The organism is Rahnella perminowiae, assembly GCF_019049695.1.
GTDB classification, from domain to species: Bacteria; Pseudomonadota; Gammaproteobacteria; order Enterobacterales; family Enterobacteriaceae; genus Rahnella; species Rahnella perminowiae.
In genome coordinates, this window is sequence record NZ_JAFMOT010000163.1 from 1 (window position 1) to 17,125 (window position 17,125).

The window sequence follows — 17,125 nt, forward strand, 5'->3', positions numbered from 1 at the left end:
GTTATTACCAATATTTATAAAACCATACTAATTAACTCTCAGTTTTATTATCTGAATACGAATAACCGTAGTGATTATATCCATAGCCATAATAACTTCCCGACCTCTTAAGTATTCCGTTAAGAATGCAGCCTTTTATTGCCACACCACTTTGTTCAAAACGTCTGATGCTAATTTCAATTTCTTTTGGTGTATTAACCTCGAAACGAGCGACCAGTAACGATGTGCCAACATAGCGACCAATAACGGCGGCATCTGTAACAGCCAGAATTGGTGCTGTATCGATTACTACTATATCGTAATTATTTGATGCCCACTCAATCAACTGTTGAAACCTTGGGTGCATTAACAACTCAGCAGGATTTGGTGGGACATTACCACGAGAAATGTAATCAAAACCAACACTATGGACTTTTTTTATACCTTGTTCGATTGTACATTTACCGACAAGAATGTCTGAAAGTCCATTTTCTAACCCTCCTTTAAATAATTTATGCACATAACCTTTTCGCATGTCTGCATCAATAAATAGTACTCGCTGGTCTCCCATTGATAATAATGCAGCCATATTGGTGCTAATAAATGTTTTACCCGCACCTGGGCTAGCACTGGATATCATTAATACGTTGTTTTTTGCTTCCATCATTGCAAAATGCAAACTTGTGCGTAACCCTCGTATTGCCTCAATTGCTAAATCCGCAGGATTTTCTTGTGCGAGGAAAAATGTGTTTTCTTTATTATTTTTAGATTTTCCATTTATAGGAATGGATTTTTTTCTCACCAACTCAGATAAGGGCACACTTGCATAAACATTAATTCCCAACTCTTCTAACTGTTCTGGAGATTCAATACCCCTGTGCAAGAAAACTCGTAAAAGCACGATACCTATTGAAAATACTCCACCTAATATGATTCCAATGAGCACTACTAAGAGTTTCTTAGGTTTTACCGGCGTGGGCTCGGTAACAGCATCGTCAATGATGCGCACATTGCCTATTGCGCTTGACTTCGCAATGCTCAATTCCTGCTGACGATTCAACAACTGCATATAGATAGCACGGTTGGATTCGGCATCACGACTGAGCCTAGCAACTTCCTGCTGAGTCGCCGGCATAGCAGAGACACTTTTGTTCAGTCGCTCTCTCTCTTTTACTAAGGTTTGGCGCTTTTCTAAAAGTGCTTTGTATGTAGGATGATCTTTTGTATAGAGCTGTGAGATTTCAGCTTCACGAAACGTTAATTCGTTTAGTTGACTTTCAACATTGACGATTTGATCTAGTACAGACTTTGCTTCAAGTGACAGATCTACTGAGTCTTTCTGTCGGCGATAGGTATTTAATGCATCTTCTGATGCATTAAGGTCACTGCGCACTTGGGGCAACTGACGTTCCAGAAAATCGAGACTTTTGGCATCCTGCGCTGCCTGCCGAGCGATATTTTGATCGAGATAATTTTGGCTGATACTGTTTAGCGTCGCGGAAATTAGCTCTTTATTATCACCATTCATCACAAGATTCAAAATACCCGTATCTTTCCCTTGGTCATTGACATTAAACGCATTGAGTAAATCATTAATTGCTCTTAATCGCGTCAGATAATATACGTCAAACTGGGTTCCTGGTGCGCTTTGAATATCATTTACCAATAAAGAAATTCCTTTTTCGCTAAAAACCTCTCCAACTATTCCTTTTATTTTAAAATCATCGCCTTCAACCAGATAATTATTATTATCTATGACCTTTATTGTAATTTTTGGCATACCGCTGCTACTTGCAGGCAAATACAACCGCCCAATGGAAAGCTTGCCGGGTACCTCTCCTGTCATCCTTGCCCATCCACGACCAAATACCGGAAAATACTTTTGTTTAACCAGCGCCTGCAGATTCAGGTCATCTACAGTTTTCCCTAAAATCATACGTGATTGTAATAAAGCAATTTCGGGTGCGGATTGTGGCTGAGAATCAGGTAATACCTGACTCAGGCTTTCAAGGATTGCATTACCTTGTTTCTGTTCAACCTGAATCAATGCATCAGCCTGGTAAATCGGCGTGGCAAAAAGAGCATATATAAGGGCCAGCACCGTGAATATGGCTGTAATGGTAATAATAAGTTTTCGGTGGTCAATAATCTCACCGAAAAGACGACCCAGGTCTATTTCGTCTGAATCTGGTGAAGCGGGGGTTTTTGAAATTGCTGGAGACATACGTAGTTTCCCTGATGAAGTTATCCGTTCAGCTTTTGCAACCAGGACTGACATGCCTGATCAATTAATCGGTAAACAGAGTCAAAGGCTTCCTGACTTTTACGATAAGGATCAGGAATCTCCCTCTGCCCAAGCCAGTGGCCCAGCAACATTATCTTCCCGCGAGCTTCAGGGGAGATACGACTAATCTGCTCTTGGTGTAATTTTTCCATTACCAAAATAAGGTCATACTGGCGCCCGAGCGCGGAAGTAAATTGAGTCGCGCGGTGATTATCAAGCAGCAGCTGATGTTTGCCTGCTGTAACAATCGCCCCCTCATCTGCAGAGTGGCCGACCAAAGCAGCCATTCCAGCCGAGTCTATTTTCTTATCCGGTAATAATCGCCTCAGCAGCCTCTCCGCAATCGGAGAGCGACATATATTTCCGGTGCACACAACAAGAACTGAAGAAAACATAGTTAGTTCCATTGCTTGATGAAACGAGTAGCTTCGATCATGTCATGCACTCCCGAAATGGTCGGGACAATCTGCGAAATAACACGATTCCAGCGAACTATCGGTGCGGTGGTGACATAAACGATATCGTAAGGCTGAAGCTGGAATTCCGTACTCATCACCATAGAAGAAGCATCTTTGGCATTCAGCTGATAAATATTAGCAATTTTGCCTTTCTGGCTTCCCTTCAGTGGCCGGATAACAAATATCCCGGATGCATCCGCCATACTTTGGGCAATACCTTCTGAATTGCCTAATGCCTCGGCGAGCGTCATCCCGCTACGGTCCATTTTCAGCGTGCTCTGCTTGGTGACCTCGCCCATCACAAATACTTTCAGGTCGTCATTTCGTGGTACAAACAGAATATCGCCGGGATAAAGCAAGCGGTTCTGTGTGAGGTCCCCTTTCTGCATCAGGGCCTGAAGTGAAATCTGAGTATCCCGGCCGTTATGGTTGAGCACGACGTTACGCCAGTCTGCGTCAGGCGCTAAGCCCCCTGCAGCATTAATAGCATCAATCACGGTAAGCGGAATATTGGTAATGGGCTGTTGCCCGGACTTGACGACTTCGCCAGTGGTATAAATTTTCTGAGAACGGAAGGCCGCAATACTCACATCTACCTGCGGACTTTCAACATAAGTAGCCAGACGGCTGCTGATGTCCTGACGTACTTCCGTCACGGTTTTTCCGGAGACCTTCAGTTTCCCGATGTAAGGATAGAAAATTGTCCCATCAGCATTGACCCAGTTACCCGTATCGCTGGCACTGCGGTATTGGCCCGCAGGGGTGGTCAGTTCCGGGTGATCCCACACGGTAACCATCAGGACATCACCGACACCGATACGGTATTGGTAATTTTGCAGTTGCATATCCAGCTCAGGATTTGGCCGCGCCTGAACCGTGTCAGGGCGCAGCTGATCAATCAGGCCAGGCGTCATCGGGTAAACATTAACTAATTTATCAATGTCATAATTGCTATCAGTAGGTTGAACAACGTCTTTGTCCATGGTACTTAACGACTGCCCTGGAATAACCGTACATCCGCTCAGTAACAAAGCCCCGAATAATGCAGAAATCTTAAAGGTATTTTTTTTCATAAAATCCATATCATGTGGTTCAACAGAAATTGATGTTGGCCATGACGCTAATGATTAGCAGCCAATACATGAGGGTGATGCATTATTTAAATAACTGTTAATAAGCACCGTCTTTTCTAAGCACAACACTTACTGTTTTAAATAAAATGGCAATGTCATTCCACATCGACCAGTTTTTTACATACCAGGCGTCCAGATAGACGCGGGTCTCGTAATCCACATCACTGCGACCACTCACCTGCCATAATCCGGTCATTCCCGGCTTACTCAGTAAGTAATAATCTACCTCATCACTGTATCGCTCCAGTTCAGCGTTAATAATAGGTCTCGGCCCGACAAGGCTCATTTCTCCTTTTAGTACATTAAATAACTGCGGCAACTCATCCATACTGGTTTTACGCAATAAATGTCCGATGCGCGTAATACGTGGATCGTTTTTCAGTTTAAATGTCTCATCCCACTCGGCACGCGCTTCCGGGTTATTTGCCAGCAATTCTTCAAGCACTTCTTTGGAATTAATGACCATCGAGCGGAATTTAAGGCATTTAAAAGGACGCCCGCCTTTACCAATGCGTTCATGACCATAAATCGCCGGGCCGCCATCTTTCCTGACTTTGTAGCTGATATACAGCAACAGCGGAGAGAGTATGGCAATAATGCCCAGTGAAGCCGCAATATCGAAGGCGCGCTTCAGGAAACGTGATGACCATTTGGCCAGGTTCTGATGAACACGTAATATCATCACTTCATGGCTGAAAATAAACGACATATCGGTGCTGTCGAGCGGCATACCGCGCAGGGTCGGGATCACAGAGACATACCGGTAGCCGTGGATCATAAACATCCGTAGCCAGTAATTGCGGATATCACCCTGATGCGATTCCACAGCGACAATAAACTGCGTTTTTTTGTCGCAAGGGGTTAATAACCACAGGTCATCGCAGAATATGATCGGGATACCATTAATACTGTCGCCCGGTTTATCTGTTGGTTCACTGGATATAAATCCGGTGACATTTAACCCGAGGTTCTTCTCGCTTTGAATCGCTTTGAAGGCCTCATGAGCATTTTTACCGGTGCCGATAATAATCGCATCCCGTCGCCAGATCCCCAGAACCGTTAATATGTGTTTAGTCAGCATGCGGGCACAAGGGACAAGTATCAGCACCAGCATCCAGGTGAGGATCCACATATAACGTGAGAAATTCCACTCGGCGAAAGCCATCACGGCAATTTCAATGACGGCAAAAATCACCAATGTACGTAAGATTTCTTTCAGCTCAAACCAGAAGGTTTTGCGATAGTAATAATGCCGCAAGCGTATGGAGAACCAGCCAACACAGCAAAATGCCAGCGTCCAGTGTAATAAAACAAGGGCGGTGACATGTTCAGCGGGAATATAGTCATCAAACTCTTTGAGCATGAATCTTAACAATATTTTAGCGACATAAATCGACAGAACAAAACTGAAAAAATCCGAAAGAGCAAGGAACAGGCTTGAGTAAAAATTTCTGGTGAGAAATGTCATATTTCCCTCACAACAAGTAACGAAAAAAATTATTACCTGAGGACATCAGGTTAATAGGCTTATAATAATGGACTTCATTAACTGTCTCCTGACATGCAGTAATATCAGAAAAAAAATAAATAAGTCATTTGTAGATGCCTGACTATTCCAGTCAGGCACAACCTTTCTCTAAGGCAACTGCGGAATATCTCTGTCTGAAGTAATACCGTATAAGCCGTACTGCCTGCCCAGCATCTGGCCACCATCACGCGTCAGCGGTGTCCAGCTAACCGTCGGCGTACTGCGTGTTGGTTTGACCGTCAGCAAGTCCAGCGGAACAGAGATGTAGAACCCCTTAGTAAAGGAGCCTTCCCCGTATTCCTGTTTCGAGACATTCGTCAGCGTCGCATAGGCGCCCACGGTGACACCACTGTCAAAGCGTTTGGAGAGATCCAACGTGCCGCCTTTGTCTTTAGCCAGATATTGCCCGACGCTCATTTTCACCAGCACATCATCCATAAACGCTGGCCGCCAGTAAGCTGTCAGGTTGCCGGTGGCAGTTTTGTAATCGGTGAAACGCATCATGTCGTCCCAGTCACGCTGTTTAACGTAGTTGGCATCAATGCCCAGCGCCCAGTCAGAGTCGAGTGGCCGGTAGAGCACTTCGCCCCCGACGCCGCCGTACATCATCTCCAGATAGCCGCCATAAAGTTGTCCGTAGAAACCGTTGCCCAGATACCGGAAGTAGTTGGCTTGCAGGTTATTCACATAGACATCGTTGCTGACGTATTCACGGATACGCGTTCGCACGCGTGGCAGAGAAGAGTCATTACTGACGCCATTGTAGCGGAACTGATCATAGTTATTGGCGATGTTGCCAAACACACCACCATCAACCAGCAGATGATCTGTCAGCCAGTAGTTGGCATCCGCCAGTACCCCGACCTGATACATGTAAAAGTTTTCAGGGCCGCCGACGGATTGTCTTAATACCGGCGACAGGCTGTAATTAAACCGGTCTTTGCCGATAAAGAATCCCTGACCGACGTCAGTGACAGGTTCAATCCGTTGCTGATTCAGGGATTGCTCCTGGCCCAGCGGATAACCCTCTTGCTGCTGACGCAAACTCGCCACGCGGGTACGGGTGGTGACCATCGGCATACCAAAGCGGTTTTGGGTTACATCCAGTGTATCGACATTGGCTGGCAGATTATTCAGCATGATGAGATTGGCACGGTCTACGCCTTTTGACGTATTGCGATATTTATCCTGCTGCCCCGTGACGTTCAGGGTATCGTCACGAATGTCGATACGCGGTTCGCTAAACCCGGCATTACTTTTGAGCTGCGCCAGCTGACCGGTGGCGACGCTGTAATTGACCATTCCCGCGCTTTGCTGCTGCGGCTGATAGTCAGGCACCGGATCGTCAATCTGATGCGGTACCCACTCGTTCATGTTACTGCGCAGGGTAAAGCCGAACATAAAGGTATTGCCGCGCTCGTAGCTGGCATTGACATCCATCCAGCTGGCCAGGCGATAAACGGCACCGACATTAATCTTACTGCTCTGTTTTAATGCTCCGGCGAAATCATCGCGGTAATTATTGCCATCGTATTCCACTTTCAGGCGCAACGGCTGCCAGGGAGTCTGATACTCCACGCCACCGAATATTCCCGCTGGTCCGCGGAACATATCATTGAGGGAGATATCGCCGGTGGAATGGCTTTGAGCACGGGTACAATATTTATCGCTGGCTTTGCAGAAAGGGTTAGTGATATTACCGCTGTTACCGATATACCCCCAGCCAATCCCCAGCGTGAAATCTAACGGCCCGGCCGCTTTACTGGCAGCCAGATATTCGCTGTCGAACAAACCGGTGCCGCCGATATCGCGCTTGCCGAACGCAACCTGTGGCAGATAGTAGCCCTCTTCCCACAGCCTTAATTTCACATCGAAAGACTTGTCTTTGTAAGTCTGATCGCCGCTGAAATTCGGATCATTGCTGTAAAGCCGGTTACGCACGTCGGTATAACGCAACGTGGTTTCCAGCCAGGGAAACAGCGCCATCGAGAGCGAGTAAAAGCGGTACGCGTCATTATCACGGTAGTTGGCGCTGAACTCCCCTTCTTTGGGGATCCGCGCCGTTGGTGTTTGTAAAAGCCCCGCGCCGCCAAAATCCGATTGCGAAGGACCAAGAGGTTCATTATAAGTTTGCGCCCGGGCTGTATTAGCACACACCACGGACAAAGCGAGCAGGCTGAGAAGATATTTTGGTTTCATCAGTCAGGGATCCGGTGCGCCAAAACAGAGACGATGTTCTGATTAAGGTTTTTATACTGACGCGGCAGCGTCCAGTCAGAAAAACCGACCCAAATGATACTGCCCGGCTGGGCTTCAACGTGGCGATAGTTCCAGTACGCGACCGGTGCAACCCGGACGGTTCCGTTGGGATCAATCACCACGGCTTCATTCAGATTGGCACCGGCAAGAAACTGATGCTCCCCGAGATATTCACGCACCGTGCGTCCCGCAACCCACGGCTGTTTCCCCGCCCCGCTCACCGCCCCAAGCAGCCAGATGCTGTCGGGACGCGTTGCGGTATAAACGCGATAATCTCCCTGCAACTGCCGGTTCGCGGCATTGTTGTTCAGGATCAGATCCGCATCCATCGGCGTAAACTGACGGCCGGTAACCCGCAGCCCCTGCAATTGCTGAATAACGCCGTTAATGGTCTGCTGCGTATCGCCACTCTCGGTGATACTCCAGGCTTTCAGCTGGTTTTGCATGTTCAGATACTGTTGCTGCGCCTCAGACGTTGCGGCAGGCACAGCAATCACCGTACCGGGTGCCCAGGAATGACGGATCAGATCCGACTCCGCCATCATCTGACGCATATCTTTAATATGGCTGAGTGTCTGCACCGGCTGCCCCTGAGAAGCGCGGGTATATACGGTCACGTTGCCTGCGGAAAATGCCATCCCCGGCAAGGCGCTGAAAAGGAATAACAGTGTTTTTATTTTCATGCTGGTGGGATCCCCGCATTGGCTGGTTTGAGCAATGTCATACTCACCGGCATATCTGCTCCCAGCCTCTGATTGCTCTTGAGCACTAATCCGCTCTGCGGATCCACCCAGAACGTGTTTTGCCAGCGGTCACCCGTGGCCTGAAGCGTGACATCCTCGCGCCACACCTGGCAGGCGACGACTCTTCCGGGAAGGGTCAGGGTTTCGTCGTCCTGACGGCTGAAACGGGATGTGACAACCGATGACAAGGGTTGCCGGTTCTCCGTCCAGCGCATCAGGCGTGTCCAGTTCGCCCCCTCATGCAAACTCGCTGCATGCAGCAACGGGTCCTGGGGCAGATTGGTGACTTCCAGCAGATCGCCTTGCGAATAACCGGTTGACCGTACCAGGCGACCATTCCTGGTAATAAAGACAACCTGGTCGCCGGTACTCCATTTTTCAAAGCCATCCTGGAGATAACCAACCACAAAGATTTGCGCTGACGTAGGCAGTTTTAAATAAATGCTGCCGTAAGGAATAGCGGCAATTCTTTCGGGTGGCACCACGACATCCTGCGGCCCCTTCACGGTAACCTTAAAAGTATCAACCAGACTGTTTTGCGAAGGGGTACATGCTTGTAATAAGAGGCAGAGGAGCAATAAGGAATAGCGCACAAGTGATTCCCTATATCTTTATTATCATGTGGGAAAATAACCACACGGATGTGTGGTTATAATTAAGTGACTTATTAGCGTGAGGTTGTGGTGGTAGTTGAGGTATTGGTGTTGCTGTTACCGTTACTATCATCGTTACCTACAGCAATCAGGCCTGCGGCTAATATTGCGCCACCGGTACCGACCACTGCCGCCACTGTTGCCCCAGAGCTGAGTTCAGCAGCAGATGTTGTCTGCGAATATAGCGGCAGCAGCATCAGGGCAATAACAGAAAGCATGGCTTTTCTCATAATTACTCCTCTTCAATTGACAGACGAATTGTTCACCCAATAACCAATGGGCTCTTTGAGTATATCAACAGAAAATAATTATTGTACAATTTAACACCGGTATATATTTTAGCTATGCTACCGCCCCTGGTTTACGGCCACCAATTTGCCAAACGATAATTCCGGTAGTAATTTGCACAAGTTACCCTCGCCAAAATATTTCAGGCGATAAGTCCCCGCACCTTTAAAATAACCGCAGTAATTAGCTATTCGTGCTTATTATGGGGTTATTATAAACAGTTAATCTTTTCAAAAAAATGACTGTACTAATTCATCCTGACTATATGGCAACCATAATGTACCTTGCATAGCAAGAATATCACTGCCGCTTAAGTACTCAATATGCTGCGAATTCTCGACACCATTGATAATAACGCCCCCGCAATACGGGCGGAGATGGCGGATCACTTTTCTTAGAGACTGAGTTCCCTGGTGTTGCCAAAAAAAGACCTTACTGATTTTTATATATTCAAACTTTTCGCTCATCACAAGCGTAAGGCTGGTGTCACCGGCGCCAAAATTATCCAGCCATAGAGGACAGCATGCCGCTAAAGACTGAAGTACAGGGCGTTCCTGTCCGGCACTGAATTCGTGAAAATCCTCACTCACCTCAAGTCTTATATATTTGTGCTGCTGTAAAACCTTTTGTATCGCCTGATTGTTGGCAATATGCACCGCAATCTCATAGTCAATATTGATCGACAATAAAAAGCCGTTGGCGATAAAGATGCTTTCATTGACACAGGCTGTCGTGACCTGCTCAAAGAAGCTCTTCACCTTCTCTTCTGCAGAGAGAGGCAAATCATAATGCACTGAATTTTCGTTGCTTTCCCTTGCATTCCTTTTCTTAACCAGCTCAAAACCAAGCATCACTCCCGAGACGGACACGATGGGTTCATACATGAAGCCGGGATGGCTTCTTTTGAGTGATCGCATTTCTTACCCCTGAAAAATAGCAACGTCTGGCGCGCTTACCTGCACTGTGCAAGGCTGGCTTAAAATGTTTTCTTCTTATCGGACAATTCTGTTTCCCACGGCATGTTTGTGCAAAAAGAACAAAGCTGAACTGCTGCTGGCATCAACACCTATTTTTCTTAGTGAGTTGCATTTATGCACACTTATCGTTTTAACACTGAGCTTTAGAATATTTGAAATGCTGGTGACAGACAGACCAGACATCATCATCACCAAAACTTTTTCTTCCATTTTGGTAATATTATAATTGAATTCTTGCTTGTTAATCGCACTGCCCTGAAGCCGGATGAATTGCTCGACCGATGTCTCCACGTCTGACAATTCACTCTTCTTCTTGAGGAATTTAAACTCCTTTTTCAGTAAAAGTTCGAGCATTAACATATCCACGGCTGAAGACACAACCAGAATTCTCTCCGGGTCCAATATATTCAGATTTTCTCTTAAAAACTCATAACACCTGTGGAAGCCACCGCCTGACGGATCGATGATTAAGTAATCTCTCGCCAACAAGTTCATCCCATTGCTCTGGTCAAAAGAGATGACATGGTCAACGTAAGGCAGCTTCTTGGAGATTATTTCTTTTAACGCCAACTTGGTAAATTGGCACTCACTCCAGATTATTACCCGAGGCATTGGGCCGCCTAATTATGTGGTTTTAAAAACGCTCAAATTCTGCCTCGTCAATCCGGGGAAGAATAAAGCACTCTCAGAAAGAGATAAGAAAAAAGAATGTTTAGATCCGCTCTAAAACATATTTAAAACTTTTCAGTATCTGTACGTAGAGTAATACGCAGCCGAAACTCTTCAAATCGTTTTTCTCGCTCATAATAAGACCTAACAATAGGTTTGACCGATCGATTTACACTTTCTTATCGTTAAATGCATGCCTGTTTTCTAGGCGGATTCTTATGCTTATTCCTAATCAACCACCAAAATGTGACGTATACGACGCTTTTAGTGTTAATGACTTCGCAGATCTAAGAACTTTCTCAGTAAGAATCTCTCTCAATTAAACAACTCCGTTATTTCACCTAACTGTCTGCATTTTTGATTTAAAACAGGATTTTTCACTTTTTTAAGTGTGATTTCAGATTTACCTTTTTACGAAAACCAAACATCTATATTTCATTTTTGAGTCATTATCTGAAAAACCACTCAGAAGAACTAACCTATTGCTCTTTTATACACAGTTGTGCATAGCGATTAATCAGCCCGGCAAATTGCAATTTATCCAAGATAATTCCTAATACATAGGATTAATCATATTACCTCTTTATTTTCAGGCAAATAATCACTTTTTTATGTTTTTACGGTAAAAATAAATTTGGAGTATTCTTATATAAATGGTTTTTTTGGCCTAAATATCGGGCAGGAGCCTGAGGTGCATAACATTTGAATGGCAGTGACTATCAGATAACTCGGATAAATATTAAAAAATCAAGCTTTTCAACATGATGAATTTACAGGCAATTAAAGGATGCGAATGACCAATAAAAAACCAGCCTTCCGGCTGGTTGATGTTTTTGGGCATACTAAGGATCGATAAAAGGACGGCTTGTTTACACCTATCCAACCATACCGCTAAAATTTTTCGGGTCACATTTCCCGCACCGACGGCAAATGCGACTGACGGATAATAGCGTGCCGAAGAAGCCAATGACGTTTTTGATATCAGGATTAACCATCCGGCATTTCTCCTTTTACTTGTCGAATTTTCCTTTCTACCGGACGACCGGCTGCATCAAAATACCGGCTCGGCCAGATTTTTTCTGGCGGAATACCCATTGCCTCTGCGATCAGCTTTTCCCCTTTCGGCCACGGACGCGTCAGAGCATTCGTCAGCGTTGAGGAGGCAAGTCCGGCGGCACGCGAAACGGCGGCAAGCGTTGTCTTTCGTTTTCTAAGCGAAGCAATAATGTCGGCCTGGTGCCAGTCTTGATTTTTCATGCCAGTTCCTCCGGACCCTGCGCCGTTCTCAGGTACCGGGGTGCCTGTAAATCCGCAGCGAAGTAACTGACCAGATCATAAAGAAGCCCGGTCAGGGATTTTTCGGACTGTTCGGTGACCTCACGGTTTATCAAAATCTGCGTCAGGGTGAGACAGTATTCGGCCAGCTGTTCAGAATCAGGCTCAAAACGGGGTGCGGAGGCAGGAAGGGCATCTACCGTCAGGCTGTTAATCAGATGAGGTGGAACAGGATTGTGCAAGCCGGATTGCAGTCTGTTCAATGCCGTGGCCAGAGCATCAGAAATATTGTGGCGTTGCAGCGGATTGTCGCTTTCTAACAGCGCTTCAGCATATTGTTCGCAATGCGCAGCCAGCACAGTGAAATCAGTGGCGGCATTAAAAGGAAGGGCTTTTAAAGAATGATGTTGGGTTGGGGTCGTAGCCATCATGGCAGCCTCCGGTAAGTAAATTTTACTCACTACCCGAGAGGTCAATCTCATTGGTGGTGAGCTGAACAAGGTTGACCTTACCGGCCTTACTGGACACCGGCGCATCTTTCGATGCCCTCGCTCAGCCCACCATTGAAAGGTGTAGCAAAACGCGCGACACAATAAACGCTAACGCGTCATGTGTCACCAGTAAAGTCAGGCAGGAGGTCAATCCCGACACCTGATTTTCAGGTGCGGGGAGAAGATACAACGGTGACGAAACCACGACAAGAAACACCGGCTGGTTTTCCAGGACGTCTCGCAAAAATTATTAACGCACCTTCTGTACCCGGACCGCTGCTAAAAAACAATGTGACGAAGAAGCGCGTTAATTATTCTGCTTATCTCTGCCGGTAAGCTTATCTGTTGCTTTAGACAGTAAATAGAGGAACACCAGCCATACACCCATGCAGACATACTTCCTCGGCCAGGGCTCAAAAAACATAATGCAGAGTATTAAGCCAATAACGATCAGCGGGCCAATAAGTGCTTCGAAAGTGTGAAAAATAATGAAGGGGATGATCTTAGTAGCAATGCAGCGCAATGACCGGATAAAGCGGATAACACAATTATTATGCTGCATTGAGTTTATTTCTCATGCGAACCATAATTTTTATGAATTTGTGGCCATCTTTTATAAGGCCATATACAGCATCAGGGGAAAGAATAATCCCGGCAATGCGCGTTGCCATGTCAGCCATGTCAGCCATGTCAGCCATGTAGTCCCTTCGCGATAAACAATACCCCTGTAAATTGCAGGGCATTCATCACTCAGCAACCAGACTCTTCATTGCACCTGTCTGTCGCATAACCTTTCCGGGATCACAACGCGATCATGAACACAAAACCTCAACTCTGCTCTGATACCAGCACCGCCATGGTGTCAGGCTCCAGCGCGCGAAAGATATGTTCAACGTCGGCAGGATAGGAAATGTAATCTCCGGCATTCAGTTCTACCGGTGAATCCACCAGCCCGACCAGGGCGCGCCCCTGGGTGATAATAATGTGTTCCACCGAACCCTGCGGATGCGGGCTGGAAATACGGTCGGCTCCCGGCTGGGTGGTCAGCAGATAAATATCCCGGCGCGCAGCGGGCGGACAGGTCGCGAGTAATACTGCTTTATAATCCGCCAGTTCGGCCACCACCGTCGGACCTTCACCCCGGCGGATCACCTGCATTTTATTCACTTCCGGCTCCATCAGGCGCGCAAAAGGAATATTCAGCGCCACACACAGCGCCCACAACGTTTCCAGGCTCGGATTACCGTTGCCCGCTTCAAGCTGGGAAAGTGTCGATTTGGCGATACCTGCACGGCGGGCAACTTCCGCCAGTGACAGCCCGGCCCGCTGGCGCTCGCGAACCAGTCCCTTCGAAATAACGCTAATAGGTTGTGGCATAAACTTACCCTGATCAGTATAACGAACGATCGTTCGACTTGAAGAACGATGCAGATGCGTTCATTATAATAGAGACTTGTTCGTTATGGGATTGAATTATGCGTACGCGTTTCTTTTCACCGCTGGGAAATGATGTGATTAAAGCCATCTTTCTGGTGTGCCTGGCCGATGGCCTGGTAGGGATTTCTTATGGGTCGCTGGCGGTCGCAGGCGGTTTCCCGCTGTGGGTACCGCTGATGCTTTCACTGCTGGTGCTGGCGGGGGCATCAGAGTTTCTGTTTATCGCCATTGTCGGCGGGGGTGGCAGCCCGTTTGCGGCAGCGGCGGCCGGATTACTGGTCAATGCACGCCATTTACCGTTCGGGATTGCGGTGAAAGATCTGGTGGGCAGCAAAGCCATGAGCTGGCTGGGTTGTCACATCATGAACGATGGAAGTGTGGTATTTGGCATCTCACAATCTACCCCTGAAAAACGTAAAACGGCTTACTGGTTATGCGGCGCAGGCATCGCCTTGTTCTGGCCGGTCAGCGTGATAGCCGGGGCTTATATCGGGCAGTTTATTCCGGATATCAAAGCCATCGGCCTTGATGCCGTATTCCCGGCCATTTTACTGGGGTTGATTTTCCCGTCGCTGCGCAGCCGGAGAACGCGTACTCCTGCCACTTGCGGTGCCATCATTGCGGTAGCTGCGGTGCCTTTTGTTCCGGCCGGTATGCCGGTGCTGTTTTCACTGCTCGGATTGCTGGCGTGGAGGAACCGAAAATGACCTCACACAGCCTGATGATGGCGGGAATTGCGGTGCTCGCCGCCGGAACATTTCTGATGCGCGTGGCCGGTTACCGGCTGGGTTCGCGCCTTAATTTGTCCCCCGCCACGCAGACAATGTTATCGGATGCGGCGACCACCTTACTGCTGGCTGTCGCGGCCACGTCAGCCCTGTTTGAAGGCCAGCATTTTGCCGGATACGCGCGGATTATTGGCGTCGGTGTGGCGCTGTTTTTAGCCTGGAGAAAAGCGCCGCTGATGGTGATTATTGTCGCGGCAGCCGCCGTCACGGCGCTGATGCGCGGGCTCGGTATGGCGTAGCAGAAACAAAAATGGCTTCCGCAGAAGCCATTTTTCACATCGGTGATGAGTTACGCCACGTCTTCGTATTGCGGAACCGGATTGCGGAAACTTTTGGTCATGCAGGCCAGATAGATAAAGCCGATTGCCCCCCAGATAAGCCCCAGCACCATCGATCCTTCTTCAAGATTCACCCACAAGGCGCCGACAGTCAGCGCGCCACACAACGGCAGAAGCAGATACTGGATATGATCCATAACGCTTTTGTTGCGCTTCTCGCGGATCCAGAACTGCGAAATGACCGACAGGTTGACGAAGGTAAAGGCCACCAGCGCACCGAAGTTAATCAGCGCTGTCGCCGTGACCAGATCGAAATTAATCGCCATCAAAGCAATGGCACCAACCAGCAACACGTTGAAAGACGGGGTGCGCCATGTCGGATGGATATAGCCGAAAAATCGTTTCGGAAACACGCCGTCGCGGCCCATTACATACATCAGGCGCGAAACGCCCGCGTGTGCCGCCATACCGGAGGCCAGCACGGTGATGCTGGAGAAAATCAGCGCACCAAACTGGAACGCCCTGCCCGCCACCTGCAACATGATTTCCGGCTGTGAAGCGTCCGGATCTTTGAAGCTGGAGATATCCGGGAAATAGAGTTGCAGAAAATAGGTCGCCGCAATAAAGATTACGCCGCCGATTAATGCCGTCAGGAATATCGCCCGCGGGATCACGCGCTCGGCATCTTTAGTTTCTTCCGATAAGTTACTGATGCCATCAAAACCGGTGAAGGAGAAACACAAAATGGTGGCACCGGTAATCATCGGCACGGTATGCGCATTTTCGCCCCAGAAGGGTTGGGTACTGGCCAGCGTGCCATAGCCGGTGCCGTGACCCACGCCATAAATCACCATGCCGGTGATCACCGTGATCAGCACTATCTGCAAGACAACCACCAGCGTATTAATATTGGCGACCGTTTTAATGCTGCGTAAATTCGACAGCGTCATAAAACCGACCAGCACAACGACAAATATCCACGACGGCACTGACGGGACCAGCGCTTCAAAATAGATTTTCGCCAGCAGGATATTGATCATTGGTGCGAATAAGTAATCGAGCAGCGACGACCAGCCGACCATAAAACCGACCACCGGATGGATGGCTTTTTGCGCGTAAGTATACGCAGAACCGGCGGAAGGATAGCGGCGCACCAGCTTGCCGTAACTGAGCGCGGTGAACAGCACAGCGATCAGCGCAAAAGCATACGCCGTTGGCACATGGCCGTCCGTCAGGCCGGAGACAATACCGAACGTATCGAACAATGTCATGGGCTGCATATAGGCCAGGCCTATCATAACAACCGGAATCAGCGTAAGCGTTTTACGTAATTCCACGCGGGAAGTGGTACCTGTCACGGCATTATCCGACATGATGTTGATTTCCCATGACGGAGAACGCGGCATATTGAGAGTGCTGCACCATTGATGTTTCCTTGCGACAAGACTGTCGGTATCTGAAAGTAAATATCTATCCGGTACTTAGCCCGGCCTCTGGTATTTGAATGTTTTCTGGTATGAAGAATGCGTGTATCAATGAGCCAGTAACGGACCATCCCCGTTTTGCGGGGCGCATATTTTGCCTTATTAAGTATTGAATTTACAAGCCGCATAAGAATAAACACCGCCAATAAATAAAACCGACAGCCAAAACGAGCACGTATTGCCAAAAGTCGTCTGACAGTGATTTTGTTAATTGTTTTTATCCTGTAAAACAAAAAACAACTCCCCGTTATTGCCGTTATAAAATATCGGTAGCATGTCCGGAAAAATAACGACTGCGGCTCTTAATTAACATTTGGATTACATTCCGTGCATGCCTGCTGTCCGGTTTGCCTTGCCGGCAAAAGATGAATTTCCCCCGCTTCTGTGGTTAACAACTTGTG

General features: G+C 47.6%; 17 protein-coding genes. 2 read left to right on the forward strand and 15 right to left on the reverse strand.

Annotated elements, in window-relative coordinates; genetic code table 11:
• Nucleotides 1-31 precede the first annotated feature (31 nt).
• From J1781_RS06520 to J1781_RS06585, 14 genes are all read right to left on the reverse strand, one after another.
• Nucleotides 32-2,203, reverse strand: coding sequence for a polysaccharide biosynthesis tyrosine autokinase (locus J1781_RS06520; protein ID WP_217233356.1), 2,172 nt, complete (start codon nucleotides 2,201-2,203; stop codon nucleotides 32-34).
• Nucleotides 2,204-2,223: 20 nt separating this feature from the next.
• A complete protein-coding gene (locus tag J1781_RS06525; protein WP_013576878.1) occupies nucleotides 2,224-2,658 on the reverse strand; it encodes an arsenate reductase/protein-tyrosine-phosphatase family protein in 435 nt (144 codons plus the stop codon).
• Between the two features lie 2 nt (nucleotides 2,659-2,660).
• Nucleotides 2,661-3,794 carry a polysaccharide export protein gene (locus tag J1781_RS06530; RefSeq protein ID WP_217233357.1) on the reverse strand — a complete coding sequence of 378 codons (1,134 nt, stop codon included), beginning with the start codon at nucleotides 3,792-3,794 and terminating at the stop codon, nucleotides 2,661-2,663.
• Nucleotides 3,795-3,891: 97 nt separating this feature from the next.
• A complete protein-coding gene (gene wbaP / locus J1781_RS06535; RefSeq protein WP_217219072.1) occupies nucleotides 3,892-5,322 on the reverse strand; it encodes an undecaprenyl-phosphate galactose phosphotransferase WbaP in 1,431 nt (476 codons plus the stop codon).
• A gap of 168 nt (nucleotides 5,323-5,490) precedes the next feature.
• The gene (locus J1781_RS06540) at nucleotides 5,491-7,581 is read right to left on the reverse strand and encodes a YjbH domain-containing protein (RefSeq protein WP_217139464.1); all 2,091 of its coding nucleotides are present in this window, start codon (nucleotides 7,579-7,581) and stop codon (nucleotides 5,491-5,493) included.
• Nucleotides 7,581-8,324: a capsule biosynthesis GfcC family protein gene (locus J1781_RS06545; protein WP_217233358.1), complete on the reverse strand. Its 744-nt coding sequence runs from the start codon at nucleotides 8,322-8,324 to the stop codon at nucleotides 7,581-7,583. Before J1781_RS06545 ends, J1781_RS06540 begins: the two co-directional genes overlap by 1 nt.
• Nucleotides 8,321-8,977 carry a YjbF family lipoprotein gene (locus tag J1781_RS06550; protein ID WP_129991363.1) on the reverse strand — a complete coding sequence of 219 codons (657 nt, stop codon included), beginning with the start codon at nucleotides 8,975-8,977 and terminating at the stop codon, nucleotides 8,321-8,323. Before J1781_RS06550 ends, J1781_RS06545 begins: the two co-directional genes overlap by 4 nt.
• A gap of 74 nt (nucleotides 8,978-9,051) precedes the next feature.
• Complete coding sequence (locus tag J1781_RS06555) at nucleotides 9,052-9,267, reverse strand: hypothetical protein (RefSeq protein ID WP_217233359.1); 216 nt, start codon at nucleotides 9,265-9,267, stop codon at nucleotides 9,052-9,054.
• A 288-nt stretch (nucleotides 9,268-9,555) separates the two neighbouring features.
• Nucleotides 9,556-10,242 carry an EAL domain-containing protein gene (locus J1781_RS06560; RefSeq protein WP_129953097.1) on the reverse strand — a complete coding sequence of 229 codons (687 nt, stop codon included), beginning with the start codon at nucleotides 10,240-10,242 and terminating at the stop codon, nucleotides 9,556-9,558.
• A gap of 75 nt (nucleotides 10,243-10,317) precedes the next feature.
• Complete coding sequence (locus J1781_RS06565; RefSeq protein WP_129953098.1) at nucleotides 10,318-10,914, reverse strand: helix-turn-helix transcriptional regulator; 597 nt, start codon at nucleotides 10,912-10,914, stop codon at nucleotides 10,318-10,320.
• 1,044 nt (nucleotides 10,915-11,958) lie between these two features.
• The gene (locus J1781_RS06570) at nucleotides 11,959-12,228 is read right to left on the reverse strand and encodes a helix-turn-helix domain-containing protein (RefSeq protein ID WP_129953099.1); all 270 of its coding nucleotides are present in this window, start codon (nucleotides 12,226-12,228) and stop codon (nucleotides 11,959-11,961) included.
• The gene (locus J1781_RS06575; protein ID WP_217233372.1) at nucleotides 12,225-12,674 is read right to left on the reverse strand and encodes a hypothetical protein; all 450 of its coding nucleotides are present in this window, start codon (nucleotides 12,672-12,674) and stop codon (nucleotides 12,225-12,227) included. The genes J1781_RS06570 and J1781_RS06575 overlap by 4 nt, the downstream gene beginning before the upstream one ends.
• A gap of 614 nt (nucleotides 12,675-13,288) precedes the next feature.
• A complete protein-coding gene (locus J1781_RS06580) occupies nucleotides 13,289-13,435 on the reverse strand; it encodes a hypothetical protein (protein WP_217233373.1) in 147 nt (48 codons plus the stop codon).
• A 130-nt stretch (nucleotides 13,436-13,565) separates the two neighbouring features.
• On the reverse strand, nucleotides 13,566-14,114 hold the full coding sequence (locus J1781_RS06585; RefSeq protein ID WP_217233360.1) for a helix-turn-helix domain-containing protein: 549 nt from the start codon (nucleotides 14,112-14,114) through the stop codon (nucleotides 13,566-13,568).
• Between the two features lie 98 nt (nucleotides 14,115-14,212).
• Between J1781_RS06585 and J1781_RS06590 the strand changes: the two genes are divergently transcribed.
• A complete protein-coding gene (locus J1781_RS06590) occupies nucleotides 14,213-14,881 on the forward strand; it encodes an AzlC family ABC transporter permease (RefSeq protein WP_217233361.1) in 669 nt (222 codons plus the stop codon).
• Entirely contained in the window at nucleotides 14,878-15,201 is a 324-nt protein-coding gene (locus J1781_RS06595) for an AzlD domain-containing protein (protein WP_217139471.1), read from the forward strand. Before J1781_RS06590 ends, J1781_RS06595 begins: the two co-directional genes overlap by 4 nt.
• A 50-nt stretch (nucleotides 15,202-15,251) precedes the next feature.
• Here J1781_RS06595 and J1781_RS06600 read toward each other — a convergent pair whose 3' ends face one another.
• Complete coding sequence (locus J1781_RS06600; RefSeq protein WP_129953323.1) at nucleotides 15,252-16,613, reverse strand: APC family permease; 1,362 nt, start codon at nucleotides 16,611-16,613, stop codon at nucleotides 15,252-15,254.
• Nucleotides 16,614-17,125: the final 512 nt, after the last annotated feature.

Excerpts from the sequence above, each read along its gene's own strand:
- J1781_RS06540 (WP_217139464.1), bottom strand. The coding sequence starts at position 7,581 with ATGAAACCAAAATATCTTCTCAGCCTGCTCGCTTTGTCCGTGGTGTGT.
- J1781_RS06545 (WP_217233358.1), bottom strand. The coding sequence starts at position 8,324 with ATGAAAATAAAAACACTGTTATTCCTTTTCAGCGCCTTGCCGGGGATG.
- J1781_RS06530 (WP_217233357.1), bottom strand. The coding sequence starts at position 3,794 with ATGAAAAAAAATACCTTTAAGATTTCTGCATTATTCGGGGCTTTGTTA.
- J1781_RS06525 (WP_013576878.1), bottom strand. The coding sequence starts at position 2,658 with ATGTTTTCTTCAGTTCTTGTTGTGTGCACCGGAAATATATGTCGCTCT.
- J1781_RS06600 (WP_129953323.1), bottom strand. The coding sequence starts at position 16,613 with ATGTCGGATAATGCCGTGACAGGTACCACTTCCCGCGTGGAATTACGT.
- J1781_RS06565 (WP_129953098.1), bottom strand. The coding sequence starts at position 10,914 with ATGCCTCGGGTAATAATCTGGAGTGAGTGCCAATTTACCAAGTTGGCG.
- J1781_RS06520 (WP_217233356.1), bottom strand. The coding sequence starts at position 2,203 with ATGTCTCCAGCAATTTCAAAAACCCCCGCTTCACCAGATTCAGACGAA.
- J1781_RS06580 (WP_217233373.1), bottom strand. The coding sequence starts at position 13,435 with ATGGCTGACATGGCTGACATGGCTGACATGGCAACGCGCATTGCCGGG.
- J1781_RS06570 (WP_129953099.1), bottom strand. The coding sequence starts at position 12,228 with ATGAAAAATCAAGACTGGCACCAGGCCGACATTATTGCTTCGCTTAGA.
- J1781_RS06595 (WP_217139471.1), top strand. The coding sequence starts at position 14,878 with ATGACCTCACACAGCCTGATGATGGCGGGAATTGCGGTGCTCGCCGCC.
- J1781_RS06575 (WP_217233372.1), bottom strand. The coding sequence starts at position 12,674 with ATGGCTACGACCCCAACCCAACATCATTCTTTAAAAGCCCTTCCTTTT.
- wbaP (WP_217219072.1), bottom strand. The coding sequence starts at position 5,322 with ATGACATTTCTCACCAGAAATTTTTACTCAAGCCTGTTCCTTGCTCTT.
- J1781_RS06555 (WP_217233359.1), bottom strand. The coding sequence starts at position 9,267 with ATGAGAAAAGCCATGCTTTCTGTTATTGCCCTGATGCTGCTGCCGCTA.
- J1781_RS06590 (WP_217233361.1), top strand. The coding sequence starts at position 14,213 with ATGCGTACGCGTTTCTTTTCACCGCTGGGAAATGATGTGATTAAAGCC.
- J1781_RS06585 (WP_217233360.1), bottom strand. The coding sequence starts at position 14,114 with ATGCCACAACCTATTAGCGTTATTTCGAAGGGACTGGTTCGCGAGCGC.
- J1781_RS06560 (WP_129953097.1), bottom strand. The coding sequence starts at position 10,242 with ATGCGATCACTCAAAAGAAGCCATCCCGGCTTCATGTATGAACCCATC.